This is a genomic window from Pseudescherichia sp. (assembly GCF_031998825.1).
Lineage (GTDB): Bacteria > Pseudomonadota > Gammaproteobacteria > Enterobacterales > Enterobacteriaceae > Pseudescherichia.
Genome location: NZ_DAMACX010000002.1, coordinates 41,315 through 65,814, shown reverse-complemented (window position 1 = coordinate 65,814; position 24,500 = coordinate 41,315). Strand labels below are relative to the sequence as shown.

26 protein-coding genes are annotated in these 24,500 nt (G+C 57.0%); 8 read left to right on the top strand and 18 right to left on the bottom strand.

Annotated elements, in window-relative coordinates; translation table 11 throughout:
• Nucleotides 1–37: 37 nt before the first annotated feature.
• The 3 genes from RTP97_RS01425 to RTP97_RS01415 all read right to left on the bottom strand — a co-directional run bounded on the left by RTP97_RS01425 (nucleotide 38) and on the right by RTP97_RS01415 (nucleotide 2,647).
• Nucleotides 38–187 (bottom strand): hypothetical protein, encoded by a 150-nt coding sequence (locus RTP97_RS01425; protein WP_186370524.1) that lies wholly within the window; start codon nucleotides 185–187, stop codon nucleotides 38–40.
• A gap of 277 nt (nucleotides 188–464) precedes the next feature.
• Nucleotides 465–1,448 carry a zinc transporter ZntB gene (gene zntB, locus RTP97_RS01420; RefSeq protein ID WP_312410195.1) on the bottom strand — a complete coding sequence of 328 codons (984 nt, stop codon included), beginning with the start codon at nucleotides 1,446–1,448 and terminating at the stop codon, nucleotides 465–467.
• Nucleotides 1,449–1,516: 68 nt separating this feature from the next.
• Nucleotides 1,517–2,647 (bottom strand): methyl-accepting chemotaxis protein, encoded by a 1,131-nt coding sequence (locus tag RTP97_RS01415; protein WP_312410194.1) that lies wholly within the window; start codon nucleotides 2,645–2,647, stop codon nucleotides 1,517–1,519.
• Between the two features lie 491 nt (nucleotides 2,648–3,138).
• Between RTP97_RS01415 and RTP97_RS01410 the strand changes: the two genes are divergently transcribed.
• Complete coding sequence (locus tag RTP97_RS01410; RefSeq protein WP_312410398.1) at nucleotides 3,139–4,323, top strand: sensor domain-containing diguanylate cyclase; 1,185 nt, start codon at nucleotides 3,139–3,141, stop codon at nucleotides 4,321–4,323.
• 30 nt (nucleotides 4,324–4,353) lie between these two features.
• On the opposite strand, the gene RTP97_RS01405 is transcribed toward RTP97_RS01410, so the two are convergent.
• Both RTP97_RS01405 and RTP97_RS01400 read right to left on the bottom strand, forming a co-directional pair.
• Nucleotides 4,354–4,761, bottom strand: a complete 408-nt coding sequence (locus tag RTP97_RS01405) for a cupin domain-containing protein (RefSeq protein WP_312410193.1) — start codon at nucleotides 4,759–4,761, stop codon at nucleotides 4,354–4,356.
• Nucleotides 4,762–4,891: 130 nt separating this feature from the next.
• Nucleotides 4,892–6,028: an MFS transporter gene (locus RTP97_RS01400; protein WP_312410192.1), complete on the bottom strand. Its 1,137-nt coding sequence runs from the start codon at nucleotides 6,026–6,028 to the stop codon at nucleotides 4,892–4,894.
• A gap of 102 nt (nucleotides 6,029–6,130) precedes the next feature.
• Between RTP97_RS01400 and RTP97_RS01395 the strand changes: the two genes are divergently transcribed.
• A complete protein-coding gene (locus RTP97_RS01395) occupies nucleotides 6,131–6,901 on the top strand; it encodes a DeoR/GlpR family DNA-binding transcription regulator (protein WP_312410190.1) in 771 nt (256 codons plus the stop codon).
• A 47-nt stretch (nucleotides 6,902–6,948) separates the two neighbouring features.
• On the opposite strand, the gene RTP97_RS01390 is transcribed toward RTP97_RS01395, so the two are convergent.
• Nucleotides 6,949–7,551, bottom strand: a complete 603-nt coding sequence (locus tag RTP97_RS01390; protein ID WP_312410188.1) for a helix-turn-helix domain-containing protein — start codon at nucleotides 7,549–7,551, stop codon at nucleotides 6,949–6,951.
• A gap of 43 nt (nucleotides 7,552–7,594) precedes the next feature.
• Between RTP97_RS01390 and RTP97_RS01385 the strand changes: the two genes are divergently transcribed.
• The gene (locus RTP97_RS01385; RefSeq protein WP_312410187.1) at nucleotides 7,595–8,281 is read left to right on the top strand and encodes a B3/4 domain-containing protein; all 687 of its coding nucleotides are present in this window, start codon (nucleotides 7,595–7,597) and stop codon (nucleotides 8,279–8,281) included.
• Here the strand turns inward: RTP97_RS01385 and RTP97_RS01380 are convergent.
• Entirely contained in the window at nucleotides 8,278–9,669 is a 1,392-nt protein-coding gene (locus RTP97_RS01380; protein WP_312410185.1) for an FAD-binding oxidoreductase, read from the bottom strand. The two genes, RTP97_RS01385 and RTP97_RS01380, sit on opposite strands and share 4 nt — an antisense overlap.
• 146 nt (nucleotides 9,670–9,815) lie before the next feature.
• Nucleotides 9,816–10,424 (bottom strand): TetR/AcrR family transcriptional regulator, encoded by a 609-nt coding sequence (locus tag RTP97_RS01375; RefSeq protein ID WP_312410183.1) that lies wholly within the window; start codon nucleotides 10,422–10,424, stop codon nucleotides 9,816–9,818.
• 127 nt (nucleotides 10,425–10,551) lie between these two features.
• On the opposite strand from RTP97_RS01375, the gene RTP97_RS01370 reads away from it, so the two are divergent.
• The 3 genes from RTP97_RS01370 (at nucleotide 10,552) to RTP97_RS01360 (ending at nucleotide 13,015) form a co-directional block, all read left to right on the top strand.
• On the top strand, nucleotides 10,552–10,947 hold the full coding sequence (locus tag RTP97_RS01370; protein WP_312410181.1) for a RidA family protein: 396 nt from the start codon (nucleotides 10,552–10,554) through the stop codon (nucleotides 10,945–10,947).
• A 31-nt stretch (nucleotides 10,948–10,978) separates the two neighbouring features.
• Complete coding sequence (locus RTP97_RS01365; RefSeq protein WP_312410179.1) at nucleotides 10,979–11,986, top strand: NAD(P)-dependent oxidoreductase; 1,008 nt, start codon at nucleotides 10,979–10,981, stop codon at nucleotides 11,984–11,986.
• Between the two features lie 150 nt (nucleotides 11,987–12,136).
• Complete coding sequence (locus RTP97_RS01360; protein WP_312410177.1) at nucleotides 12,137–13,015, top strand: MBL fold metallo-hydrolase; 879 nt, start codon at nucleotides 12,137–12,139, stop codon at nucleotides 13,013–13,015.
• A 10-nt stretch (nucleotides 13,016–13,025) separates the two neighbouring features.
• Here RTP97_RS01360 and dsdA read toward each other — a convergent pair whose 3' ends face one another.
• Nucleotides 13,026–14,360: a D-serine ammonia-lyase gene (gene dsdA, locus RTP97_RS01355; protein WP_312410396.1), complete on the bottom strand. Its 1,335-nt coding sequence runs from the start codon at nucleotides 14,358–14,360 to the stop codon at nucleotides 13,026–13,028.
• Between the two features lie 26 nt (nucleotides 14,361–14,386).
• Nucleotides 14,387–16,003 (bottom strand): peptide ABC transporter substrate-binding protein, encoded by a 1,617-nt coding sequence (locus tag RTP97_RS01350; RefSeq protein WP_312410174.1) that lies wholly within the window; start codon nucleotides 16,001–16,003, stop codon nucleotides 14,387–14,389.
• A 187-nt stretch (nucleotides 16,004–16,190) separates the two neighbouring features.
• Between RTP97_RS01350 and mpaA the strand changes: the two genes are divergently transcribed.
• The gene (gene mpaA, locus RTP97_RS01345) at nucleotides 16,191–16,904 is read left to right on the top strand and encodes a murein tripeptide amidase MpaA (RefSeq protein WP_312410171.1); all 714 of its coding nucleotides are present in this window, start codon (nucleotides 16,191–16,193) and stop codon (nucleotides 16,902–16,904) included.
• Here the strand turns inward: mpaA and ycjG are convergent.
• Complete coding sequence (gene ycjG / locus RTP97_RS01340) at nucleotides 16,895–17,860, bottom strand: L-Ala-D/L-Glu epimerase (protein ID WP_312410169.1); 966 nt, start codon at nucleotides 17,858–17,860, stop codon at nucleotides 16,895–16,897. The two genes, mpaA and ycjG, sit on opposite strands and share 10 nt — an antisense overlap.
• Before the next feature lie 128 nt (nucleotides 17,861–17,988).
• On the opposite strand from ycjG, the gene tpx reads away from it, so the two are divergent.
• Nucleotides 17,989–18,501, top strand: coding sequence for a thiol peroxidase (gene tpx / locus RTP97_RS01335; protein WP_312209575.1), 513 nt, complete (start codon nucleotides 17,989–17,991; stop codon nucleotides 18,499–18,501).
• A gap of 43 nt (nucleotides 18,502–18,544) precedes the next feature.
• On the opposite strand, the gene tyrR is transcribed toward tpx, so the two are convergent.
• From tyrR to pspA, 7 genes are all read right to left on the bottom strand, one after another.
• Nucleotides 18,545–20,086 carry a transcriptional regulator TyrR gene (tyrR, locus tag RTP97_RS01330; protein WP_312410167.1) on the bottom strand — a complete coding sequence of 514 codons (1,542 nt, stop codon included), beginning with the start codon at nucleotides 20,084–20,086 and terminating at the stop codon, nucleotides 18,545–18,547.
• A gap of 131 nt (nucleotides 20,087–20,217) precedes the next feature.
• Complete coding sequence (locus RTP97_RS01325) at nucleotides 20,218–21,279, bottom strand: TIGR01620 family protein (RefSeq protein WP_312410165.1); 1,062 nt, start codon at nucleotides 21,277–21,279, stop codon at nucleotides 20,218–20,220.
• On the bottom strand, nucleotides 21,276–22,673 hold the full coding sequence (locus RTP97_RS01320; protein WP_312410163.1) for a YcjX family protein: 1,398 nt from the start codon (nucleotides 22,671–22,673) through the stop codon (nucleotides 21,276–21,278). The genes RTP97_RS01325 and RTP97_RS01320 overlap by 4 nt, the downstream gene beginning before the upstream one ends.
• Before the next feature lie 119 nt (nucleotides 22,674–22,792).
• On the bottom strand, nucleotides 22,793–23,011 hold the full coding sequence (gene pspD, locus RTP97_RS01315; protein WP_103820060.1) for a phage shock protein PspD: 219 nt from the start codon (nucleotides 23,009–23,011) through the stop codon (nucleotides 22,793–22,795).
• Between the two features lie 24 nt (nucleotides 23,012–23,035).
• The gene (gene pspC / locus RTP97_RS01310; RefSeq protein WP_312410161.1) at nucleotides 23,036–23,392 is read right to left on the bottom strand and encodes an envelope stress response membrane protein PspC; all 357 of its coding nucleotides are present in this window, start codon (nucleotides 23,390–23,392) and stop codon (nucleotides 23,036–23,038) included.
• Complete coding sequence (pspB, locus tag RTP97_RS01305) at nucleotides 23,392–23,616, bottom strand: envelope stress response membrane protein PspB (protein ID WP_042394252.1); 225 nt, start codon at nucleotides 23,614–23,616, stop codon at nucleotides 23,392–23,394. The genes pspC and pspB overlap by 1 nt, the downstream gene beginning before the upstream one ends.
• Before the next feature lie 65 nt (nucleotides 23,617–23,681).
• Nucleotides 23,682–24,350, bottom strand: coding sequence for a phage shock protein PspA (pspA, locus tag RTP97_RS01300; protein ID WP_312410159.1), 669 nt, complete (start codon nucleotides 24,348–24,350; stop codon nucleotides 23,682–23,684).
• Between the last annotated feature and the right edge of the window lie 150 nt (nucleotides 24,351–24,500).

Genomic DNA, 24,500 nt, shown 5'->3' with positions numbered 1-24,500 from the left:
TACGTCAGCAGGCGCGTATCCTCTCAGATCTGCCTCTTTAACGCGACATTTTAATCGGCTCCTCGTTAGGCGGCGGGTCGGGCAGCGGCTGCGGCCGGGGAATAGGTTCAGGAACCGGGACCGGATCGGTAGGCACCGGATCGGCGGGCAGAGAGTCTGTGGGATTCAATAAGGTAAGGCTGGACATGTTTTACCTCCTGGTGATGGCATCGCTCCCTTTAAGGGTAGAAGCTGATGAACAGGAGGCAAAAAAAAGCCGACTTTTTGAAGTCGGCGTCGTACGAATCAATTGTGCTATGCAGTAATTCAAAAAAGGAAGTAAGACAATATGGAGCGCAACGCCCATCGCTTGACGTTGCATTCACCTGCGAGAGAGATATTGCCTTAAGCGTGCAGTGAGTTTATTGATTTCGCGCAAGTAAAACGGCGTTTCTATGTTCATATTTTGTTAAAAATGTGAAATTTTACAGCCATTTACTGCGATGGAGCCACCAGGTCACGCCGCCGATAAGCACGACCAGCATCAGGCAGAACAGCGGGAAGCCCATATGCCACTCGCCGCCGGGGATGCCGCCCAGGTTCACGCCAAACAGGCCCGTCAAAAAGGTACTCGGTAAAAAGACCATTGCCATTAACGACATGGTATAGGTCCTGCGCGCCAGCGACTCCTGCATCACCTGAGTGATCTCATCGGTCATAACCGCCGTGCGGGCAATACAGGCATCGATTTCATCAAGCCCGCGGCCCAGCCTGTCGGCAATATCCTGCATCCGGCGACGCTGATCGTCATTCATCCAGGGAAAGCGCTCGCTGGCCAACCGGGCATAGACGTCGCGCTGGGGAGCCATATAGCGGCGCATTACGATAAGCTGTTTACGCAGCAGGGCCAGAAAACCACGCGGCGGGATCTGCTGATCGAGCAGGTTATCTTCCAGGTCGATAATCCTGTCGTGCAGCTGCTCAATAAATTCGCTGGCGTGATCGGTGAGCGCGTCGCAGACGTCTACCAGCCAGCCACCGCAGTCAGCAGGCCCGGTCCCCTCCTCCAGATCCCTGACCACGTCGTCCAGCGCCAGCACTTTACGCTGGCGGGTAGAGACAATCAGGCGCTCGTCCATATAAAGGCGCATGGCGACCAGCTGATCGGGACGCTCGTCGGTGCTGCCGTTGATGCAGCGCAGCGTGATTAACGTCCCTTCTCCCATCCGGGTGACGCGCGGGCGCAGACTTTCCCCTGCCAGCGCATCGCGTACGTTATTGGGTAGCAGCGGCGTGGATGCCAGCCACTGGGCGCTCTCCGGTTGGGTATAGTTTAGATGTAGCCAGCACGGGTGTGCGCCGTCAATAACGTCATCGTTGCCCAACGGCTTAACGCCACCTTTGCCATCCAGCAGCCATGCGAAAACCGCATCCGGTACGTTGACGTCCGATCCCTTAATCGCCTCCACGGCTCCTCCACATTCAGCATGCTAATAGTGACAGTCTAGCCGTATGGCACGAGTAAGTAATCTGAAAATTAGCCATCGCACTGAATTTGCTGGGGAAAGAGCTGGGAGCCAGCGGGTGCCGAGGGAGCCAGGCGGAAATTACGCGTTCTGCTTTGCAGGTCGGTCACCTGACGTTTAAGCACGTCGGACGATCCGGCCAGCTCATCCACCATCGTGGCGTTACTCTGCGTGACGCGTTCCAGCTCGGAGAGCGCCTGGGTGATCTGTGCGATGCCCTTCTCCTGCTGTAGCGTGGCAACCGAAATCTCATCCATTAGCTTGCTTAACAGTCCGGAGCCGGAGACGATGTCGAGCATATTCTTTTCCGCCTCGCCGACGATGTTTGCGCCCTGGGTGACGTTTTGCGCCGTGACGTCGATTAAGGATTTAATACTTTTTGCCGCTTCGGCGCTGCGATGGGCAAGATGACGCACCTCGCCAGCCACTACCGAGAAACCTTTACCGTGCTCCCCGGCCCGGGCCGCTTCTACCGCTGCATTGAGCGCCAGAATATTTGTCTGAAAGGCGATGCCATCAATCAGAGAGATAATCTCTGTCATCTGACGCGCGCAGTCGGTAATTGACTGCATATTGGCCGCTACCTGCGTCATCAGCTCGCCACCCTGACGCGCACAGCGGGTCGCCTCGTCTGCTTGCTGGCTGGCAAGCTGGGTGTTGTTGGCGTTATTTTTCGTGCTGGCCGCCATCTCTTCCATACTGGATGCCGTCTGGATAAGCGCCGCAGACTGCTCCTCTGTCTTGACCGACAGCTCGGCGCTACGGGCAGAGAGCTGGTCGGAGAGATCCATGGCAGACTGGGATGAAGCGCGAATTTCACGTACCAGGGTTGCGATATTACTGGAGAGGCTGTTAATGCCAGGGATCAGCCGTCCTGCACAGTTATTACCGAATGCCGGAATGGTGACGGACAAATTCCCTGCCGTTACCTCATCAATACTTTTTTTAACCGTATTGATGGGAGAGACCAAATAGTTCGTCATGTACAACCACATAAAAATCAGGGTTAAGGCAGATATTGTGCAAACCAGCAGCGCCAGGTTGCTATTTTCCGTGAGAACGATCACTAATATATCCATTAGCCCAAATGAAGCGAGCAGGCATACCATAATGAACGTGCGCACGCTTGTATTTCGGAACATAAAATAACCCTATTGTACATCGGTAATTGATATCAGTTTTATAACATCCGGAAATGGCTTTTTCATCTCTATTTTTAATTCATAACATGTTTGCCGTTAAGTAATAGCAATTTGCAGGATGTCAGAGCAGTCAACTTTAAAATGCATAAGATTTAGCTTAAGACAGCAAAATCTCTCGCTAGCGCCCTTTATTTTCAGCAAGATATATCATACAGAGAAACCTTAAGATTTCTTAATAATAAGCAGAAACCACTTATCTAAAATAGATTTAAGCTACGCTTAAATCATTCACCCTAAAAATATATATTAGGTGACAGGTGGTGAAAATGAGTACAAATCAAACGAGACATGACAAATCGTTGAAAAAATGACTTTTTCATATTTTATTTATCAGCAGATATGGTAAACAAGAAAACTTACGTTGAGTCATACATACAGCAAAAAATAAAAACAGGAAGCATACAGTGGCATGTCATCTTGATTATCTGAATATGTTAGCAACCCCCATATGGATTGTTGCGCCGGAAAGCGAAGAGCTCATTTTTGCTAATCAGCAGGCCCAGTCTTTATCGAAAGACGGGACGCTGGCGTCTATGCGCAGCGGCGAGTTCTCTGCCGTGGCGCATCGACGCCTCACGGGCTATGCCGCCAGCCTGAAAAACCGGGACGATATCATTGAGGTCTGGTCTCTCCCCGCTGACGACGGAACCCGCACGCTAAGCTGTAAGCTCTCTGCGGTAGAACTTGATGATCGGGGCGAGGTTATCGTTTTTGAGGGCCTGACGCCGCGCGGAAACACCGGATTAAAGGCGAGCAGTTCAGCCGCCTACCGACCACGAAAAAATGGGTTTTATGCCCGGTTCTTTTACACCACGTCTGCACCTATCGTGCTGGTCGATCCTGCCCGGGAGGGACAGATTGTTGATGCCAACCTCGCGGCGCTACGCTTTTATGGCTACACCTATGAAACGCTCTGCACTATGCATATATGGCAGATCAATACGCTCGGTCGTAATGTGTTGCCGATCGTCGGGGAAATTGCTCACCTGCCCGGCGGGCATAAACCCCTCTCTTTCACCCACCGTCTTGCCAATGGTTCGACTCGTGACGTGCAGGTTGCTGTCGGTCCCGTCGAAATTTATGGCGAACGGCTGATACTCTGTGTCGTCCATGATATGAGCGAGCAGAGAGATCTTGAGCAGGCGCTGGAGAGTGCCGAACGCCGGGATCCGTTGACCCGGTTATTCAATCGTTGTGAGGCGGTACAGCAGCTTGAGAGGCAGCTTCCAGCGGCCAATGATTTCAGCCTCCTGCTGGTGAATATCGATCGCTTTAGAAATATCAACCAGCGCTATGGGCACAAAAAAGGCGATGAGGTGTTAATTTATCTTGCTCAGGCGCTCAGTGACTGGAGACAACACCTCGTCTTTCGCTGGGATGGAGAGGAGTTTTTGCTGCTGCTTCCCGATACCGCCCTGGCTGCAGCGCTGACGGCAGCAGAGGATCTTCGTGCCGAGGTAGAGAAGATGGCGATACCAGATATCCCTCCGCTTACCGTTAGCGTCGGCGTCGCCCAGTATCTGGCCGGGGAGAGCCTGGACTCGCTGTTTCAGCGCGTCGATGAGGGGTTATATCAGGCAAAAAACAGAGGCCGCAACAGCGTGTTTGCGGCCTGATTGTTTCTGGAGCCTTAACAGACGGCTTTTTCAGGAGAGCTGGCTGTATGCTTCGTCGCTGACCGGCTCCAGCCACTCGTTAGATGCGCCCTCGGCGGGGATCTCTACGGCAATGTGCGCAAACCAGCTGTCGTGCGCTGCGCCGTGCCAGTGCTTTACGCCTGCAGGAATATGCACAACGTCGCCGGTCTTGAGCTCGCGGGCAGGTTGATCCCATGCCTGATACCAGCCTCTACCACCGGTCACCAGCAGGATCTGTCCACCTTTGTGGTGGATATGCCAGTTGTTGCGGCAGCCTGGCTCAAACGCCACGTTGCCAATCTTTACCCCCTCAGTAGAGAGCATGGTGAGGTAGCTGGTGCCGGTGAAATACTGGGCGTAGGCCTCGTTTTTTTCTCCGCGTGGGAAGACGCTATTGCCGTCAAATTTCTCGTTCATGGTTACTCCGCTAACTGTCAACGTGATTGAGGTTGAGAGTATAGCGAGGCACCTTGCCTGCGATTAGAGGGTAAACCAGGGACGGGCTTATGAGCTGGACTCATAGATAGCCCCCCGTCCCTGTGGCCTATTACATCTCTTCCCGCAGCTTCATCGTTTTGTTGAGCACAGCGCTGAGCAGCAGTACCACAATCATCAGCGCAGCTACAAATACAAAGGCGTGGGGTAACGAGCTGTGGTGAGCGATAAAGCCGATCATCGCTGGGCCGGCCAGCACGCCGATATATCCCAGCGTAGTGACGGCAGGTACGGCGACCATCTGCGGCATGCTTGTTTGCTTACCAATCTGGCTAAACATGACCGGGACAATGTTGGCGCAGCCGGCACCGATAAGCAGGTAGCCCACCAGCAGCAGAGCGAGGGAAGCTGCGGTAAATATCAGGCAGAAGCCGGCGAAAGCCATGATCGCTCCGCAGACAACCACGCGCAACTGACCAACGCGGGCAATAATCGCATCGCCGCTGAGGCGTCCGGCGGTCATCGCCACGGCAAAGCAGGTAAAGCCCAGCCCGCCCAGCGAATCCGCCACGTTTCTGACCTCAACCAGATAGACCGCGCTCCAGTCGAGAACCGTCCCCTCGGCCAGGAAGACAATAAAGCAGATCACCCCAAGGAGCAGCACCTCCCCTCTGGGAATAGCGAAAGCCGGGCCTTCAGCCGGGTTAGCATAGGACAGAAAATGGCGAAAGCTAAGTGCGACCAGCAGCGCGACTAGCAGCACAATTAACAGCGTGGCGCTCAGAATAGAGAGGCCCAGGCTGAGCAGGCCGGTCATCATTCCTGCTCCGGCAATGCCGCCGACGCTGTACATCCCATGAAAGCCGGACATCAGCGGCACATTCTCTTTTTTTTCCACCAGAATCGCCTGGATATTCATGGCGCAGTCGGTCATACCTATCCCGGTACCGAAGATCAGCAGCAGCAGCCCCAGGCTTAGCGGGCTTTCAGCCAGCGTCAGAAAAGGCATCGACAGAATAACGATCGCTACGGCGCAGCCGATGATCTTCCGGCAGCCAAAGCGGGACGACAGCGGCCCGGCCAGGGGCATGGAGATAATCGCCCCGCCCCCCAGACAGAGCAGCAGGATGCCAAGCAGGGCATCGTTGGCCCCGGTATTCAGTTTGGCGAAGGGCACCATCACCGCCCATGCGGCGGTTGCCAGCCCGGCAACAAAGAAAATGATTCGGGTCGCTAGCTTCTCATTCATGCAGGATCTCTTTTAAGTAAGGGGCAGATTCGTTTGACGAGGCAAGTGTAATGCACGATTATGCTCTTTGTTGCTCGATGCAGAAATTATTCAGGAGTTAACGTGCTCGATTATGCAGCTTTACCCGAGCAGCGACAAGCGCTCATTAGGCAGATCCTTGAAGAGAATGGCCGCGTACTCTGTAGCGAGCTGGCCGTCCGCTTGGGGGTGTCAGAACACACTGTTCGCCGTGATTTGCATGAGCTTAGCAATGAAGGGGTCTGTAAAAAGGTTTACGGCGGGGCCATCATGATGCTGCCTGAATCCGGGGACTATAGCCTGCGGAAAGAGAAAAACCAGGCCAAAAAGAGCAAAATCGCACAGCGCTGCGCCCGGCTGGTGAAGTCTGGCAGCTCTATTTTTATTGATACAGGAACCACTAATCTGGCGATGGCGGAGGCACTCCCCGCCGAGCTGGCCCTCACCGTCGTCACCAACTCACCGGAGATTGCGGCGGCGCTGCTGAAAAAGCCGCTGTATGAGGTGATTATGCTTGGCGGCCAGGTCCAGCGCGCCTCGGGCGGCTGCGTAGGAATGCCAGCTATTACCCAGATTCGGGGCATGCTCTTTGACCAGGGGTTTATCGGCGGCTGCGCGATGGCTCCTGAGTCGGGCCTGACGGGGTTCGACTACGCTGACTGTGAATTTAAAAAAGCGGCGATCGCCCAGTGCAACGAGACCATCGTCGCGCTCACTGCCAATAAGATCCCTGCCGTAGCCCGCTACGTGGTGGCCGCCTGTAGCGAGATCGACATCATGGTCGTTGAGGAGAATATCAGCAAAGCCTACGCCGATGCCTTTCGCGGGCACGATATCCGAATCTATACGGTGTAAACCCGGCAAGCGTAGCGCCGCTGGATAATCCAGTCTTTATGAAAATATCAGCGGCCCTTCTCATACACCGTCATGGTAAATTCGAGCGCGTCGCTGGTTTCATTCATATAGGCATGGGGGATATCGGTTCTGGCCACCGCCGAGCACCCCTCGTTAATGACGTAATCACGCCCATCTACCCGGAGCGTTAGCTGGCCCCGGTTAACAAACAGCAGTTCACAGGTGTCAGCCGGATGTCCGGATGAAGTAAACGCTTCGCCGGGATACATTACCCACTGCCACAGCTCCAGCATATCCGGCCCGCGCGTTCCGGCCAGCAGTTTAGCGCTTCCGCCCTTCTCTCCCTGCCACAGCACGGGAATATCATTTCGGTCGATAAGATGTACCGTCGGCTCGCTGGCAACGTCCACGATGTCGGCGACCGAGACGTTCATTGCCGCCGCGATTTTGCACAGCAACGCAATGCTGGGATTAGCCTTACAGCCTTCGATATCCACCAGCATTCCTTTGCTGACGCCGGAGCGGCGCGAAAGCTCGTCGAGCGACAGCTTTTTTTGGCTGCGATAGAGCTTGATGCGTTGGGAAACCGCTTGATTGATGGTGCCAACGTCGGCACCGCTTATGGTCGCTATATTGACTTTTTTGGTCATCGGTCGATATCATAGAATAAAACAGTCATTACAGGATTATGCGATGTCTTCTATGTTACCGTCAATTAGCCCGGAGCTGGCACGTATCGCTCCCGGTTTTCGTGCGTTAAGTATTTATGTGAAAGCCGCTCCGCTGCGTGATCTACAGGTTGGAGAGCAGGCGCTGAAAGAGGCCTGTCAGGCGGTGGTTGACGGTCAACCCGCCTGGGCCGAAAGCCATCTGAACGCCTGGAGTGACGTGTTTAAGGCGTTTGGCGCTAAGCCCAAGCGCACCCCCTGCTCTGCTGAAGCACTGCGTAAACGGGTGCTGCGTGATGGCACCATGGCGGCGCTGGATCCGGTCGTCGATCTCTATAACGCGGTCAGCCTGCGCTATGCCGTACCGGTGGGCGGAGAGAATTTCGCTGCCTACAGCGGCTTACCACGTTTGGTCATTGCTGAGGGTACGGAAGCGTTCGATGCCATGAAAGAGGGGCAGCCCACCGTCGAGTCGCCCGAGCCGGGAGAAGCGATCTGGCGTGACGATATTGGCGTAACCTGTCGCCGCTGGAACTGGCGTCAGGGCGTTCGCACCCGTCTGAGCGCATCCGATAAAGAGATGTGGTTTATTCTGGAGAGCCTGCCGGAGATGCCTCTCGATGAGCTGCACGCCGCCGGCAAGATGCTTACCGACGGCCTGTCGCAGATGATGCCTGGCCTGACGTTTGAGACCACGCTGGTGAGTGTCTAACCCCGTACCGGCTTAATGTTCTGATTCATCCGGAAGAGGTTTGTCGGGTCGTACTTATTCTTCAGCTCCACCAGTCGATTCCAGGTCGCACCGTAGGCGAAAGCGATGCGGTCGGTCTCATCATGGGTGAGGAAGTTAATGTATGCCCCGCTGCTGGCAAAGGGTTGCGAGCTAGCGAAAAACTCTCGCGCCCATGTAATGCAGCGCTCATCCTCGGCGGCGGTATCCCAGCGACCGTGAACATTCATTACGTAGTTGGCGTCCCGGTTTGAGTAGGCCATGGCTTCAGGCGCTACGCTGGCCGTCTGGCCGCCAATCGTCCCGATAAATATTTCACAATGAGGTGACGGCAGCCTGGCCGCGAATTCGATAATCGCATCGATAACGCCGTCGCTGAGCTGCGAGAAATTGTGCGACTTCCAGTAGTTGCGCGCCCCTTTTACCAGCAGCGGATCGAAGGCCTGCTGCCAATTGACGTAGGGCTGCACGCCGATGTGTTCGCCGAGCACCGTGCCAAACCCGCGCAGCGGCGCGATCAGCTTCTCGCCCTCTTCAGGATCGCCCGCATAGCACAGCGCCAGCGCGACCATCTCTTTCCCGTGAACGTCCTCGGGCAAGAAAGGTAGCGGAGGGGCCTTACGGGTGACCATCCAGACGTTGAGTTCATCCGGCATCGTCTCGGTGAACCGGGCAAATTGTGAGATGACCTGTTTTGCCTCAGCAAACGGAAAAACGATAAGCCCGCTCAACACGTCCGGTCCGACGGGATGGAGCTGGAACTCGAAGCGCGTCACCACCCCGAAGTTGCCACCGCCACCCCGCAGCCCCCAAAAAAGATCCGCATTTTCTGTTTCGCTGGCGTGCAGCTGGCGACCGTCTGCCGTGACGACCTCAACGGAGAGCAGGTTGTCTATGGTCATACCGTACTTCCGACTCAGCCAGCCGAAGCCACCGCCGAGCGTCAGGCCAGCCACCCCCGTGGTCGAGTTGATCCCCAGCGGCGTGGCAAGACCGTGGGCCTGGGCTGCCTCATCAAAATCGTTGAGCGTACAGCCGGGCTCAACGCTGGCCCGGTGGGTATTCAAGTCTACTATCACTTCCTTCATCAGCGAGAGATCGATCATCAGACCGTCGTCGCACACGGCATTACCGGCAATGTTATGCCCACCCCCGCGGATAGAGATGAGAAGATCCTGCGTACGTCCAAACTCGATAGCCTGGACGACATCTTCAGCCGACATGCAGCGGGCGATCAGTGCGGGCCTGCGGTCGATCATGGCGTTCCAGATCTGACGCACCTCGTCATAGCCTGCTTCATCAGGAAGGATCACTTTCCCATGGAAGTGCGTTTTGAACTCGTCGATATTGTTCTTAGGTAACTCGTTCATGATTGTCTCCTGGATGTGTGTATCCCTACCAATTATGGTGGGTTCCTCGCAGGTTCTGCTGGATTACAGGAGACTTGTTGAGAAGTTTGTTAACCCGGTCATAATCAGGTTCGGCACTGGGCTACGCCTCTGTCCAGGGTTGTGCCTTACGCAGTACAATGCGGAGCGGGATTACGTAAGCCGCTTGCCAGTTGCGTAAACACCGCAATAATTTTCGGCAGTGCCTTCTCCGGCTCGTTGCTGGCCGCTATCCAGATCGCCGCGTTCATCGCAGCGCTGTTTAACATATGTGCTGCGGCATCGGCATCCACGGCTTTTAGAACGCCGCAGTCGAGCATTTTTTTAACGGTCTGGCGGGTGGCGTCAAGGCAGCTAATCTGCCCCGGCCACTGGGCGGGATCGCCAAGAAATGCCGGGCCATCAAGCAGCACGATGCGTCTCACCTCTGGATCCAGAGCCATCTTGATATAGGCGACACCTTCAGCCAGCAGCTTCTCCCAATCGTCGCTGGCATGAGAGGCCTCATCCTTCGCTCGTTGTGCCATTTCAGCATCAATTTGGGCTACCACCGCGGCTAGTAATCCCTTTTTATCGCCAAAGTTATGATAGAGCGCGCCACGGGTAAGCCCAACGCTGGCTGTTAATTCATCCATCGATGCAGCGGCAAAGCCCTTTTCAGCAAAGGCTTTTCGCGCCGCCATTATCAGTTTCGCGCGGTTCTCTTCCATCGTTTCGACGCGGCGTTTGGTAACCATATCTTCTCCATCTCCATTTGACATACGCTCCGTATGTGTGATTAATTTGACATACGACATGTATATTAAATCAACTGTCCGTGTTGTGCTTTACGTTTTTCACCCTGAATAAAGTAAAGGAAACCCTATGATCCAACGCGAACCGATCTTCCCTGCCAGCCGACATGCTCTCTATGAAGAGCACGGTTATTCTGCTGCGATACGCTCCGGCGATTTACTGTTTGTTTCCGGCCAGGTGGGAAGCCGCACTGATGGCACACCGGAGCCGGATTTTGCCGCTCAGGTGCAGTTGGCCTTTGATAATCTCAACGCGACGCTGGCGGCGGCGGGCTGCACATTTGAAGACCTGATTGATGTCACCACGTTTCACACCGACCCGCAAAATCAATTTCCAACGATCATGCAGGTAAAAGAGTCTCTTTTCCCACATCCCCCCTATCCAAACTGGACAGCAGTAGGCGTTACCTGGCTCGCTGGATTTGATTTTGAAATTAAGGTCATAGCCCGAATTCCAACCCCTTAGTCGCTCATCATCTAAACGAGGAGACACGCTTATGTCATTAGCTCCGATTCTATTAATGGGTGGTTCCGGTTCAATTGGTCGCCAGGCCGCTCGGGCGATACATGCCCTCTATCCCGATATTCCCCTGCTGGTCGGTGGCCGCGACCTGACCAAAGCGCAGAGCGCAGCGGCAGAAATGGGACCTGCGCAGGGTGTCGCACTGGACACGGCGTCTGCTGACCTGGGGCTTGGCGATCAAAAAGTCAGCGCTGTGGTCGTTCTCTATAAGGACCCTGCCCTCGCCGGACTCCGCTTCGCCCAGTCGCGCGGCATACCGCATCTGAGTATCTCGTCGGGGATATTTGAGATAGCCCCGGAAATTGCCAGCTTTATGCATGCACCGGGTGCCTCAGCGATCGTGCTTGGCTATGAGTGGCTGGTAGGAGCCACCACGGTGCCTGCGCTCCATCTGGCAAAATCATTCAGCGAAGTGTATGAAATCCGCATTGGTGCGCTGGTTGATGAAAAGGATACCGGCGGGCCGGCGGTAGCCGCTGATTTCGAACATCTGAACCACCTGCTGCCGGAGGCGCTCACGCTCCGGGATGGTATCTGGCTATGGCGTGAGGGCGACGACGCCAAAGCGGTTTTCTCTGCGCTCGACGGCACTGAAATTAACGCTACCGGCTTCTCCTCAATCGACGTGACGGGTCTGGCCGTCGCTACCGGCGCGCACAGCGTTCAGTTCGACCTGGGTCAGGGCGTCAGCTCGAGCCGCCGTAAAGGCGATGCATTATCGACGGAGATCATCCTTGATATTTCTGGCCTCGACCACTCAGGACAGACGCTTCGCACCCGCCATGCAGTCGTGCATCCGGGCGGTGCGGCACCGCTGACAGGGATGGGGATAGCCTTGCTCCTTGAACGGCTGGTCGGGCTGGATGGCGAGTCGCCGGTAGCGCCTGGATTATACTTCCCTTATCAGATTCTGGATGCCTCGCGCTATTTAGCGCGTCTGGCGCAGGAGGGCGGAGAGGTAGTGGAACTCTTCTCGTCGTAAAGTCACATCCGGATCAACTCCCGGCGAGCTGACCCTACGCCCGCCGGTTGCCTCAACTACCTGTCAGAAGTATGACAATATTGTCATCTGGCGCGGAAACAGGCGCTCCCTGCACCGATACTTCTCGCAGAATGTGATGTTTGGCCTAACATGATTAATCAGGCCATCAAACATGAACGAGAGGAAAATATGAAAGTTCATCATCTTAACTGTGGGTGTATGTGTCCGGTCGGTGGCGCATTATTTGATGGTTTTAGTAAAGGCATTTTTGCGCATCTGGTATGCCATTGTCTGCTCATTGAAACCGATCGGGACGGGTTGGTGCTGGTCGATACAGGGTTTGGACGAGATGATGTTCGTCAGCCGGAAAAACGGCTGTCAGGCTTTTTTCGCGTGCTGAATAATATTCAAAGGCGGGAAACGCTAACGGCCCGTTCGCGTATAGAAGCGCTCGGGTTCCGGGTAGAGGATGTCCGACATATCATTCTTACGCATCTTGATTTTGACCATGCGGGTGGGCTGACAGATTTTCCTGGCGCGCAGATACACCTGCTGCAAACAGAGATCAATACTGCAGAGCAGCGACACAGCTGGCTGGCACGCGAGCGCTATCGGCCCAGCCAATGGAGCGGCAGCGCGGGCTGGACAGGCTATCAACCTCAGGGAGAGTCATGGTACGGCTTTGAGGCGGTTACGGCGCTAAAAGGGTTACCACCGGAAATCCTGCTGGTACCGCTGGCAGGACATACCACGGGGCATGCGGGTATTGCCGTAAGCCAGCCAAACGGGTGGTTACTGCATGGGGGTGACGCCTGGTTCTACCGGGGCGAAATGGATCTGCAAAATCCCCACTGCACGCCGGGCCTGCGCTTTTATCAGTGGATGATGGCGATGGATAACGGCACAAGACACCGGACGCAACAGCAGTTACGGGAGCTGTTTGCTCGCTATAAGCAAGAGATCACGTTCTTTTGCAGCCATGATGCCAAAGAGCTAAACGCCTTCGACCCGCACAGTGAAAACGGTTAAGGAGCGCTATTCAGAGATGCTCGTCCGCGCATTTCCCTTTCGCGAGGTACTCCTGCATCTCTTTATCAGGAACCATCCCACCTCCGGTAGCCCAGACCAGATGAGTGGCGTTAGCCATGGTTTCGGCTGAGAGAGCGTGCTGCGTCTGGTAAGAACGATTCGCCGTAATGCGCTGAGGCCCACTCATACCGGCCAGCGCGGAAGGTTCAAGTTGAATGCCTTCCGTCCGATCCAGCATCGCCAGCAGGTTATACATCGACTCATCGCTCAGCGTGTAACAACCATCAATAAGCTGCTCCATCGCCCGGCCAACGAACCCGGATGCGCGACCAACGGCCAGGCCGTCTGCTGCGGTTCTGTTGTCGATACCGATCTCCTGTACGGAGATAGCATCGTGCAGGCCGGTACTCATTCCCAGCAGCATACAGGGTGAGTGCGTGGGTTCTGCGAAGAAGCAATGGACATCATCCCCAAAGGCAAGCTTAAGCCCAAAGGCTACCCCGCCAGGGCCTCCACCTACGCCGCAGGGAAGGTAAACGAACAGGGGGTGTTCGGCATCAACGGTAATATTCTTATCCTGCAGCTGCTGGCGCAGGCGCAGGCCTGCTACTGAATAGCCCAGGAATAGCGTCCGGGAGTTCTCATCATCGATGAAGAAACAGGTTGGATCGGAGTCGGCTGCTTTACGCCCCTGCTCAACGGCCACGCTGTAATCCTGTTCATACTCCATCACCTCCACGCCGTGCGAGCGGAGCTTATCTTTTTTCCACTGGCGCGCGTCGGCTGACATATGCACGGTAACGTGAAAGCCGAGCCTGGCGCTAATAATACCGATTGAAAGCCCCAGGTTGCCCGTTGAGCCTACGGCGATTTTATGCTGGCTGAAGAACTGGCGAAACGCTGGTGAGAGCAGGATGCTGTAATCATCCGTCGTGCTGATAAGGCCAGCCTCAAGGGCGAGCGTCTCCGCGTGGGCCAGCACTTCATAGATCCCCCCGCGTGCCTTGATCGAACCAGAAATCGGCAGGTGACTGTCTTTCTTGAGCCAGATATGCCCTGCAACCGGCCCCGTTTTCTCCAGCTCCGCCTGCATCAGCGGTACCGGAACCATATCGGACTCGATGATGCCCGCCGTAGCGGCCGTTTCCGGAAACGCCTGAGCGAGCAGCGGTGCAAAGCGATACAGTCGGGCCTCGGCATCTTCAGCATCGGCAAGCGTCAGCCCAACGCGCTTGAGGCCCTCCTCCGCAGGCTTGACGCCCGGATTGAACCAGATGGTTTCGCGCAGGGATTGCAGCTCGGCGACCACAGGCGATGAAAGGATATCTTTTGCAAGTTCGTTCATAGTCGGCATAACAAGAGCGTTCCTCATCAATGCGCCACAATATACATCGTCCGGGTGTAGGCCACGTCCTCGGGGTTATTGATCGGATAGCCCTTCAGCCACGGCTTGATCAGCCGCCCGTTGGTGTACTGGTAGATTGGCGCAATAGGCGCTTCCCGCGCGAGAATTTTTTCTGCCGCGTTGTAGTCGGCATTGCGCGCTTTCGCGGTCGGCTCCTGCGCTGCCTGCTTCATTACCTTATCGTATGCCGGATCGTTGAAGCGGGAGATATTGCCGCTGTGGGTGGAGGTCAGCAGCGACAGGAAGGTAGACGGCTCGTTGTAGTCCCCAACCCACGAGGCGCGGATCACGTCAAAATTGCCGGTGTTGCGGCTGTCGATATAGGTTTTCCACTCCTGGTTTTGCAGCTTTACGTCAACGCCGAGGTTCTTCCGCCACATCGACGCCACGGCAATGGCGATCTTTTGATGGTTCTCTGAGGTGTTATACAGCAGCGTCAGCTTTAATGGACGACCTGGCCCATAGCCCGCCGCCTGGAGCAGCGTTTTCGCCTGCACGTTCAGCTCGGCCTGGCTCAGGTGCTCCGCATCCGAAGGGTCAGGCTTGAAGCCCGCCGTCACGTCGGGGGTGAAGCGCCAGGCGGGCTTCTCGCCGGTTCCCAGCACCTTCTCCGCCATCAGGCGGCGATCGATAGTCATGCTCAAGGCCAGGCGCACGCGGGCGTCCGCCGTCGGTCCCTTTTGGGTATTAAACGCATAGTAGTAGGTGCCCAGCTGCGGCGGGGTATAGACCTGGCCGGGGATATCCTTAAGCAGCTTCTGATACAGGTTTTTCGGGAAGGATTCAGTGATATCGATATCCCCCGCCAGATAGCGCTTGGTGGCCGCCGACTCCTGGTTAATAGGAATAAAGGTGACGGATTTGATCACCGTTTTGCCGTTATCCCAGTAGTGGGCGTTAGGCTCCAGAACCAGCTTCTCGTTAACGACGCGATCCTTGAGCACGTAGGCTCCGTTACCCACTAGCTTACCCGGCTGGGTCCACGCCTTGTCGCTCTCAACGTTGGCTTTTTGCACCGGGTAGAAGGCAAAGCTGGCAGCCAGGTTGGTAAACCAGGGCAGCGGGTTGTCGAGCTGCACGCGAAGGGTGTGCGGATCCACCGCCGTCACTGCCAGCGTGTCCGGACTGGCTTTGCCATCGATGATGCTCTGGGCATTACCGATGCCAGCCAGCGCAGCAAACCAGGCAAAAGGCGACGTGGTTTTTGGATCCACCAGACGCTGCCAGCTATAGACAAAGTCCTGAGCGGTGACCGGCGTCCCGTCCGACCAGCGGGCATCGTTGCGCAGGGTAAAGGTCCAGGTGCGGTTATCGCTGGTGCTCCATTTGGTCGCCACGCCGGGAATAATCTCCCCCTTCTCATTTTGGTTCACCAGCCCCTCGTAGAGATCGCGGATCACCTGAATCTCCGGCAGCCCCACGGCTTTAGCAGGGTCAAGGGTGGCAGGTTCATCTTTGATATGACGCACCAGCGTCTGCTGCGCTGCCAGCCTGGTTCCGGCGGGCACGTCCGCGGCAAAAGAGGGGGAAGAGAGACCGCATAACCACAACGCAGCACAGAGGAGGGAGACGGGATGTTTCATAAGATGACCCTATAGCTAAATGCCCGGCGAAAAGATGGGTTAATTATTTGTTTTCGCATGGAGAAATGCAAACGGCTTAGCAAGATTAGGCGATATTTACTGTCTCGCTCTCATACTTAATGAAACAATTTGAAAAGCGCTGCGCTTTGCCTAACACTTTGTCTATCCCCTGTCTGAAAGGATTGCTATGACCGCCTCACGCCCACGCGCCGAACGGGGCGCTTTTGCTACCGGAATGGAGCACTATGGCCGTTCGCGGCTCGGCGCGCCGCTTATCTGGTTTCCGGCTCCCGTCCCCTCCAGAGAGAGTGGACTGATCCTCGCCGGTACCCACGGAGACGAGAGCGCGGCAGTGGTGACCCTCTCCTGCGCGCTGCGAACGCTGGAACCGGCTCTGCGCCACCATCATGTGGTGCTGGCGGTCAATCCTGACGGCTGTCAGCTTGGCCTGCGCGCCAACGCTCAGGGGGTCGATCTCAACCGCAACTTTCCCGCTGCCAACTGGCGTTCCGGTGAGACGGTTTACCGCTGGAACAGCGCCGCGAGCGCCCGTGACGTGGTGCTTCTAGCCGGTGATACGCCGGGTTCAGAACCTGAAACGCAAAGCCTCTGCCAGCTTATTCACCGCCTGCATCCGGCCTGGGTGGTCTCGTTTCACGATCCGCTGGCCTGCATTGAAGATCCTGCGCAAAGCCCGCTGGGCCACTGGCTCGCCGGCGCTTTTTCCCTGCCGCTAGTGCGCAGCGTCGGCTACGAAACGCCCGGCTCGTTTGGCAGCTGGTGTGCCGATATTGGCCTGCACTGCATCACCGCCGAGCTGCCGCCGATATCAAACGATGAAGCCAGCGAGCGCTATCTGCAGGCGATGACTCGCCTGCTGCGCTGGACGGATCAGAGGTGAAGCTGACCAGTGGTGAAGCGCAGCGCCGGTTCAACGTCCACCGCCAGCCAGGTGGGGCCATCGAGATCGGCAAAGCGCGCCTGTGACGCCAGCGGCAGCGCCGCAGCGATCGCCCGGGAGGTGCAGAGCATACAGCCCAGCATCAGCTCAAATCCCTGCGCCCGCGCTTCGCTGGCTAACGCTAACGCTTCGGTCAGACCGCCGGTCTTATCCAGCTTGATGTTGATCATCTCATAGCGCCCGGCAAGGGTTTTTAGGCAGCTGCGGGCGTGACAGCTCTCATCGGCACAGATGGGCAGCGGATGGATAAAGTTCTCCAGCGCGGCGTCATTATTGGCGGGAAGCGGCTGCTCCAGCATCGCCACGCCGAGATCCGCCAGCAGCTGACACCGCGCCGCCAGCCCCTCGCTGTGCCAGGATTCGTTGGCATCGACAATCAGCGTTGCCTCCGGCACCGCGGTACGGATCGCCACCAGCCGCTCGCTGATGAGACGGTCGTCGAGCTTGATCTTCAGCAGCCTTGCCCCCTTTTCCCACAGGGCGGCGGCGCTGGCCGCCATCTGCTCCGGCGTACCAATCACTACCGTCTGCGCGGTAGTAACGTCCTCCGGCAGCATAACGCCCAGATGCTGCTCCAGGCTGATGCCCAGCCGACGGGCCTCCAGATCCCACAGGGCGCTGTCTACGGCGTTGCGCGCTGCCCCCGGCGGCAGCAGGGATTGCAGCTGCTGGCGGCTGAGGCCGTTCTCCAGCTGCGGCACGATGGTCATGATCTGGGCCATAACCGACGCATCGCTCTCGCCATAGCGTGGATAAGGCGTGCACTCTCCGCTCGCCTTTATCCCCTCCTCTTCCAGCTCAACTACCACAACCCTGGCCTCGCTGCGGCTGCCCCGGGAGATGACAAATGGCGAATGCAGCGGCCAGCTCTCTTCATAGACTTTAACTGTTCTCATTCCTTGCTCCTTTAACGGAATGTTAAAAGTATAGTGTTGAAAAGCGGGACAAAAATAGGTTTGCCGTGATTAAGGCCGATCACGTACACTAGCGGCGACGTTAACTATATGTAAACAGGAAGATATTCATGTCACAAACCGTTCATTTCCAGGGCAATCCGGTCTCTGTTGCAGGCACCATTCCGGCAGTTGGCAGCAAAGCACACCCTTTCACGCTGGTCGCGAAGGATCTGACCGACGTTACGCTGGCGCAGTTTGCTGGTAAGCGCAAAGTTCTCAACGTGTTCCCGAGCATCGACACCGGTGTTTGCGCCGCCTCCGTGCGCAAATTTAACCAGCTCGCCACCGAGATGAAAGATACCGTGGTACTGTGCATCTCCGCCGACCTGCCGTTCGCCCAGTCCCGCTTCTGCGGCGCGGAAGGTCTGAGCAACGTGATCACCCTGTCGACTCTGCGTAACGCCGACTTCCTCGAAAACTACGGCGTAGGCATTGCCGAAGGCGCGCTGAAAGGCCTGGCCGCCCGTGCGGTAGTGGTTATCGATGAAAACGACACCGTCGTATTCAGCCAGCTGGTGAACGAGATCACCAACGAGCCGGACTACGAGGCTGCTCTGGAAGCCCTGGCGCAGAAAGCGTAACCGCACTAAAAAAAGAGCCTTCAGTGATGAAGGCTCTCTTGTTTTACTCTTCGCCCTTCTTCTGGCTCAGGCCATACTCCCGCAGCTTATTGGCAATAGCGGTGTGCGATACGCCCAGCCGTTTCGCCAGCTTGCGCGTGCTGGGATAGCTGCGATAGAGCTGAGTTAACACCGACCGCTCGAAACGGCTGGTGATATCGTCCAGCGAACCCTCCATCGCCTCCTCGCCTACCGCCACGGTTCCCGCATCGTAGTCCGGTAGCAGAATGTCCTGCGGACGCAGCTCGTAGCCCTCCAGCTGCGTTAGCGCACGGTAGACCGCATTTTTCAGCTGGCGCACGTTGCCCGGCCAGCTGTAGCGGGTCAGGACGTTACTGAGATCGGCAGAGAGCTTCGGACGCGGCACGCCCTGCTCGTCGGCAAAGCGGGCCACGAACAGCTCGGTCAGCGGCATGATGTCCTGAGAACGATCGCGCAGCGGAGGCAGATCCAGGGTCAGCACGTTCAGACGGTAGTAAAGGTCTTCCCGGAAAATGCCCTTCTGTACCAGCTCCACCAGATTACGCTGGGTGGCGCAGATCACCCGCACGTCAACGTGAACCTCGTGATCCTCGCCAACGCGGCGGAAGGTACCATCATTCAGGAAGCGCAGGAGCTTAACCTGCATGCGGGGCGACATCTCGCCAATTTCATCCAGCAGCACCGAGCCACCGTTGGCCTGCTCGAAGAACCCTTTTTTGCCCTCCGGTGCATGGCCAAACAGCTCGCTCTCTACCGCATCCTCGGGAATGGAGGCGCAGTTCAGCGCCAGATAGGGCTTCGCCGCACGCGGGCTGGCAAGATGGCAGGCGTGGGCCAGCAGATCCTTGCCGGTGCCGGTATCACCAACGATTAACAGCGGCGCGCTAAGCATAGCCAGCTTACGCGCCTGGTCGATGACGTGGCGCATTTTCGGGCTGGCGGCCACGATCTGGTTAAAGGCGCTGGCGTCCTGACTGACCAGATCCTGCAGCTGGCGGCCCATACGAATGGTAGAGCGCAGCATCACCACCGCGCCAATCAGCACCGGCTCGCCACGCTCGCCTTCAAGGTGCACCGGGGTGATCTCCATTAAAAAGTTTTGCCCGTTGATAACGACGTGTTCGTGGTGCGACGCCTGCGGATCCCCCTCCAGCCAGCGCTGGAAGTTAAAGCCGTTAATAAGCTGAGGTGCGGTATGGTTGCGCAGCCGGGACTGGCTCTGGCCAAAGAGCTGGCAGCTGGCCTGGTTTGCCAGCTCAACCTTGCTCTTCATGTCCAGAGAGAGCACCGGCTCGGGCAACGCCTCCAGCAGGGCGCTCATGGCACGGTGCTCGCGCTCGGAGGGCATCCACAAGACGGTACGCACGTCGGTCACGCTGGGAATACGGCGGATTTCGGCCATCAGGCTGCTGAAGTCATTAAATTCCAGTTCAGCAAAGTTGAGGTAGATCCGCCCGATAGGGTCGATCTCAATGCCGCGTAAATCGATCCCCCTGAGCACCAGCAGATCCAGCAGCTCACGGGTCAGACCAAGACGGTCTTCACAAAAGACTTCAAGACGCATGGGAGTTGCCACCCTTAAACAGTCAACGTATTTAAGAATGATAAGACACTTATCCGCAGTCAGGAAGCTGTCTGTCAACAATTATTGACAGAGCGGTGGAAAACCCACCGCCATGGCGTAAAGATAAACGTTCAATCACGCTTTTGCGCGCCGCTGCGCTGCATATTGGCCTTCAGCTCGCCGATGAGCTGACGGCGAAAATCGGCCAGCCGGGGCTTATCGTCCTCCAGCCAGGGCAGCGGACGGCACAGCTCCATCGCTTTAATGCCGAGGCGCGCAGTAAGCAGCCCGGCCCCGATGCCCTGCGCGGCGCGAGCCGAGAGCCGGGCGGCGAGATCCTGCGACAGCCAGTCCATACCTACCTCACGCACCACCTCGCTGGCTCCGGCGAAAGCAATGTTGAGCAGCACCAGGCGAAAAAGGCGTAGCCGGCTGAAATAGCCCAGCTCAATGCCGTAGAGTCTGGCGATGCGGTTAATCAGCCGCAGATTACGCCAGGCGATAAAGGCCATATCCACCAGCGCCAGCGGGCTGACGGCAATCATCAGCGTTGAACCTGCCGCCGAAAGGCTGATTTCACGCCGGGCCTGGGCATCCACCACCGGCTGCACCAGCCGGGCGTAGAGCGTGACGATCTCCCGGTCGCTTTGCGTCTCGTGAATAGCGGCGTACCAGCGTTGCAGCGCAGGATGCGCCTGATCGATACCCGCCTGGCGGGCCAGCCTCTCGCAGAAATCACGCCCCTTGCCCGTGCCGTGGCTATGCAGCAGCAGGCTGGCCTCGTCCCGGGCTTCAGCGCGCTGGCGCAGCCGCCACAGCCGCCGCCACTCACCGACCACCGAGCCTACCCCCGCGCCGACGATGAGCGCGCCCGCCGCACAGCCCCCCAGCGCCACCCAGTCGTGAGTTTGCCAGGCGTCCATTGCCCACTGCACGCCCTGTCCGACCACGCTGATGCCAAACAGCGCCAGTCCGGCCAGCACCATTGTGCGCCACAGGCTGCGCCGGGGACGCAGCGCCGCCTCGACGCTGGCTTCCGGCTGCGGCGTGTCGGCCAGTATCTCTTCCGCCTGCAGGGGCGTGAACTCCCCCGCCTCAGCATCGCTAAACGCCTGGGCGGCCTTAAAATCCTCACGCACCGGCGTTACAGGCTGTTCGGTAAAATCGACGCGTGGTTTGATTGGCTCGTTCATCGCAGCTTATCTCCCAGTAAAAATTCCAGCGCCGCATCAAGTCGAATGTGCGGCATCGGGGTATCCACATCCATCACCCGCGGACGAAAGGCCTCAAATTGAAAACCCTGCTTCTCCCAGAACGCCTGTCCCGGCAGCCGGGCGGGGACATCCCCCGGATAGACCGTCAGCGGTTTGCCATCGCGGAGGCGATCCCCGCGCAGGGCCGGGATTTTGTCACCGTTGACGTCAACCAGGCCGCTCTCCGTGGCCTGTACCGCCGCAAGGCCTAGGCAGTCGATATCGATTCCCTCAAAAGCGGCGTTTTGCCAGGCGTCAGTGACCAGCTGCTGGAGCAGAGAGACCATATTGGCATGCTGATCGACGGTGACGTGATCCGCTTTGGTGGCGGCAAACAGCAGCTTGTCGATAACCGGCGAGAAGAGGCGGCGAAACAGCGTCCGCTGACCATAATGAAAGCTCTGCATTAGCTGGGTCAGCGCGAGGCGCATATCGTTAAACGCCTGCGGCCCGCTGTTAAGGGGTTGCAGACAGTCCACCAGCACGATCTGGCGATCGAAACGCAGGAAGTAGTTTTTATAGAACCCTTTGACCACGTTTTCGCAGTAGTAGTTGAAGCGCTCGCGCAGCATCCCGGCGTTGCTGCTCTTATCCGCCTGGGCTAACTTTGCCTCACTGGTTTCATCAACGTCCGGCCAGGGGAAGAATTGTAGCGCAGGCGCACCGGCCATCTCGCCGGGCAAAATGAAGCGCCCAGGCTGGATAAAGTGCAGCCCCTCGGTCTTGCACTGGTGCAGATACTCTGTCCAGGCGTCGGCAATCTCTGCCAGCCGGTTCTCATCGGCCGGAGCCAGCGGATCCAGCCCTTCGCAGAGCTGACGCCAGCGGGCAGACCACTCTTTTCTGTGACCCTGTAACATACCGGTCATCTGTCGGGACCAGCTGGTATAGTCCTGCGCCAGCATAGGGAGATCCAGCAGCCACTCGCCGGGGTAATCAACAATTTCTAAATAGAGGGTGGCGCTGTCGGTAAAATGGCGCAGCAGGGAGTCATTCGAGCGGTAGCGCAGGGCCAGGCGCATCTCGCTGACGCCCCGCGTCGGCGTTGGCCATGCGGGTGGCGTACCGTAGAGCTGGGCAATGCCCTCATCCCAGGTAAAGCGCGGGGTGCCAAAATCTCGCTGCGGCACCCGTTTTACGCCCAGCAGGCGCTCCTCGCGGACGGCGCTGAAGAGCGGCAGGCGTGCGCCGTTGTGAATATTCAAAAGCTGGTGAACCATCGCGGTGATAAACGCCGTCTTGCCGCTGCGGCTCAGGCCGGTGACGGCAAGACGCAGATGCCGGTCGACGCCGCGGTTAACAAGGGCGTTAAGCTCAGATTTAAATCGCTTCATAGCCATCCTGTTTTGCCCTGAAGTGAAAGATTCAATAAGAGAAGGAGTATAAGGCGGCAGGTGCAGTGGGATCTATTCCCAACAAAAGCAAGCGGCGCAAAGGTTGCGCCGCCAGAGAACTATTTCATATTGCGCGATACGCGCGTCGCGAGGCGTTTAAGCATTGGCTCCAGCGCCAGCGCCAGCAGCATTTTCACCGGACGGCGCGCCACGGATTTGATTGCCCAGCCCGCTACGCCCGCCGGGCCGTAGCGCAGCGCGGTCAGCAGCACCAGCTTGCCTGCAATTTTCAGTGCCGGTTTGGCTTTTTTGCCGGTCTGTTGCCATTTGCTATTCATCATCTACCTCGTTAGGTCATTAAATCAGAGCTGACGGAAACGGCTGCGCAGCGAGAATGTGTCAGAGGTCACGTAGCGCTCCATCTCGCGCAAACGCTTCTCCCCCGAGGCCAGCTCCGCATCTACCGCATTGAGTAGCTCGCTGCTGGTCGGCGCAGCGTCGCCGTCAATTTCCCCCTCCGGCATCGGATCGAGCACGAAGGTGAGAATGATATAGGCGAGCACGACAAAGAAGAACAGACCAAAAAGCATCGCCAGAACCGTAATCAGACGCACCAGCTTCACCGGGACATCAAGATAGTGAGCAATCCCGGCGCAGACGCCTTTCACCATTCCCCGCTGGGGAATTCGCCACAGTTTTTTATTAAAAAAGTCATTCATTAGCGATCCCTCCAGTTCGGGTGCTCTGCATCAAGAATAGCTTCCAGAGAGGCTATCCGCTCGCGCATCCGTTTTGCCTCGTCATTGAGCTGGGCCAGACGCTGCTGCTCGCTTTGCGAAAGCGCATCGCGACCGCTGCGGTTGTTGTAGTGCAGCCACAGCCAGACCGGCAGGACAAACAGTACAAACAGGGTCAGAGGAATAGCCAAAAATAGCGCGCTCATGTGTACTCCTTACAGATGAGGGGCGGCATAAACCCACACCGCCCGTTAGTATTCATCGTTTGTTATTATTGGATATCTTGTTTCATTTTGGCTTTTAGCTGCGCCAGCTGCTCGCTGATTTCATCACTCGCTTTCAGCTCGGCAAACTCCTGATCCAGCGACTTCTGCTTACCAAAACCGTGGCTCTCCGCTTCGGCTTCCATCTGGTCGATACGACGCTCGAAGGATTCAAAACGCGCCATCGCTTCGTCCAGTTTGCCGCTGTCCAGCTGACGACGCACGTCGCGGGAAGAGCTGGCCGCCTGGTGACGAAGGGTCAACGCCTGCTGACGGGCACGGGTCTCGCTGAGTTTGTTCTCCAGCTCACCAATCTCTTTTTTCATGCGCACCAGCGTCTCATCAACCAGAACGACTTCCTGCTCAAGCGTGGTGATGATGTCGGTCAGCTTCTGTTTTTCAATCAGCGCAGCACGGGCCAGATCGTCTTTCTCTTTACGCAGCGCCAGCTCGGCTTTCTCCTGCCACTCACTCTGCTGGGCAGTGGCCTGCTCAATGCGGCGTGACAGCTGTTTCTTTTCGGCCAGCGCACGTGCAGAGGTGGAGCGCACCTCAACCAGCGTATCTTCCATCTCCTGAATCATCAGGCGTACCAGTTTCTGCGGATCTTCCGCCTTCTCCAGCAGCGAGTTGATGTTGGCGTTCACGATGTCGGCAAAACGAGAAAAAATACCCATAATGTAATCCTCATATTTTATGTAATCGGGCTAAGCCCTGCTGCTAAGTTGTTACGCAAAGAACAATACAAGACCCGTGCCAACTTTCTATCTCATTGATTCATAGAGAGTTGATTAATTTTACCGCTGCGGCAATTTGGACTACAGTGG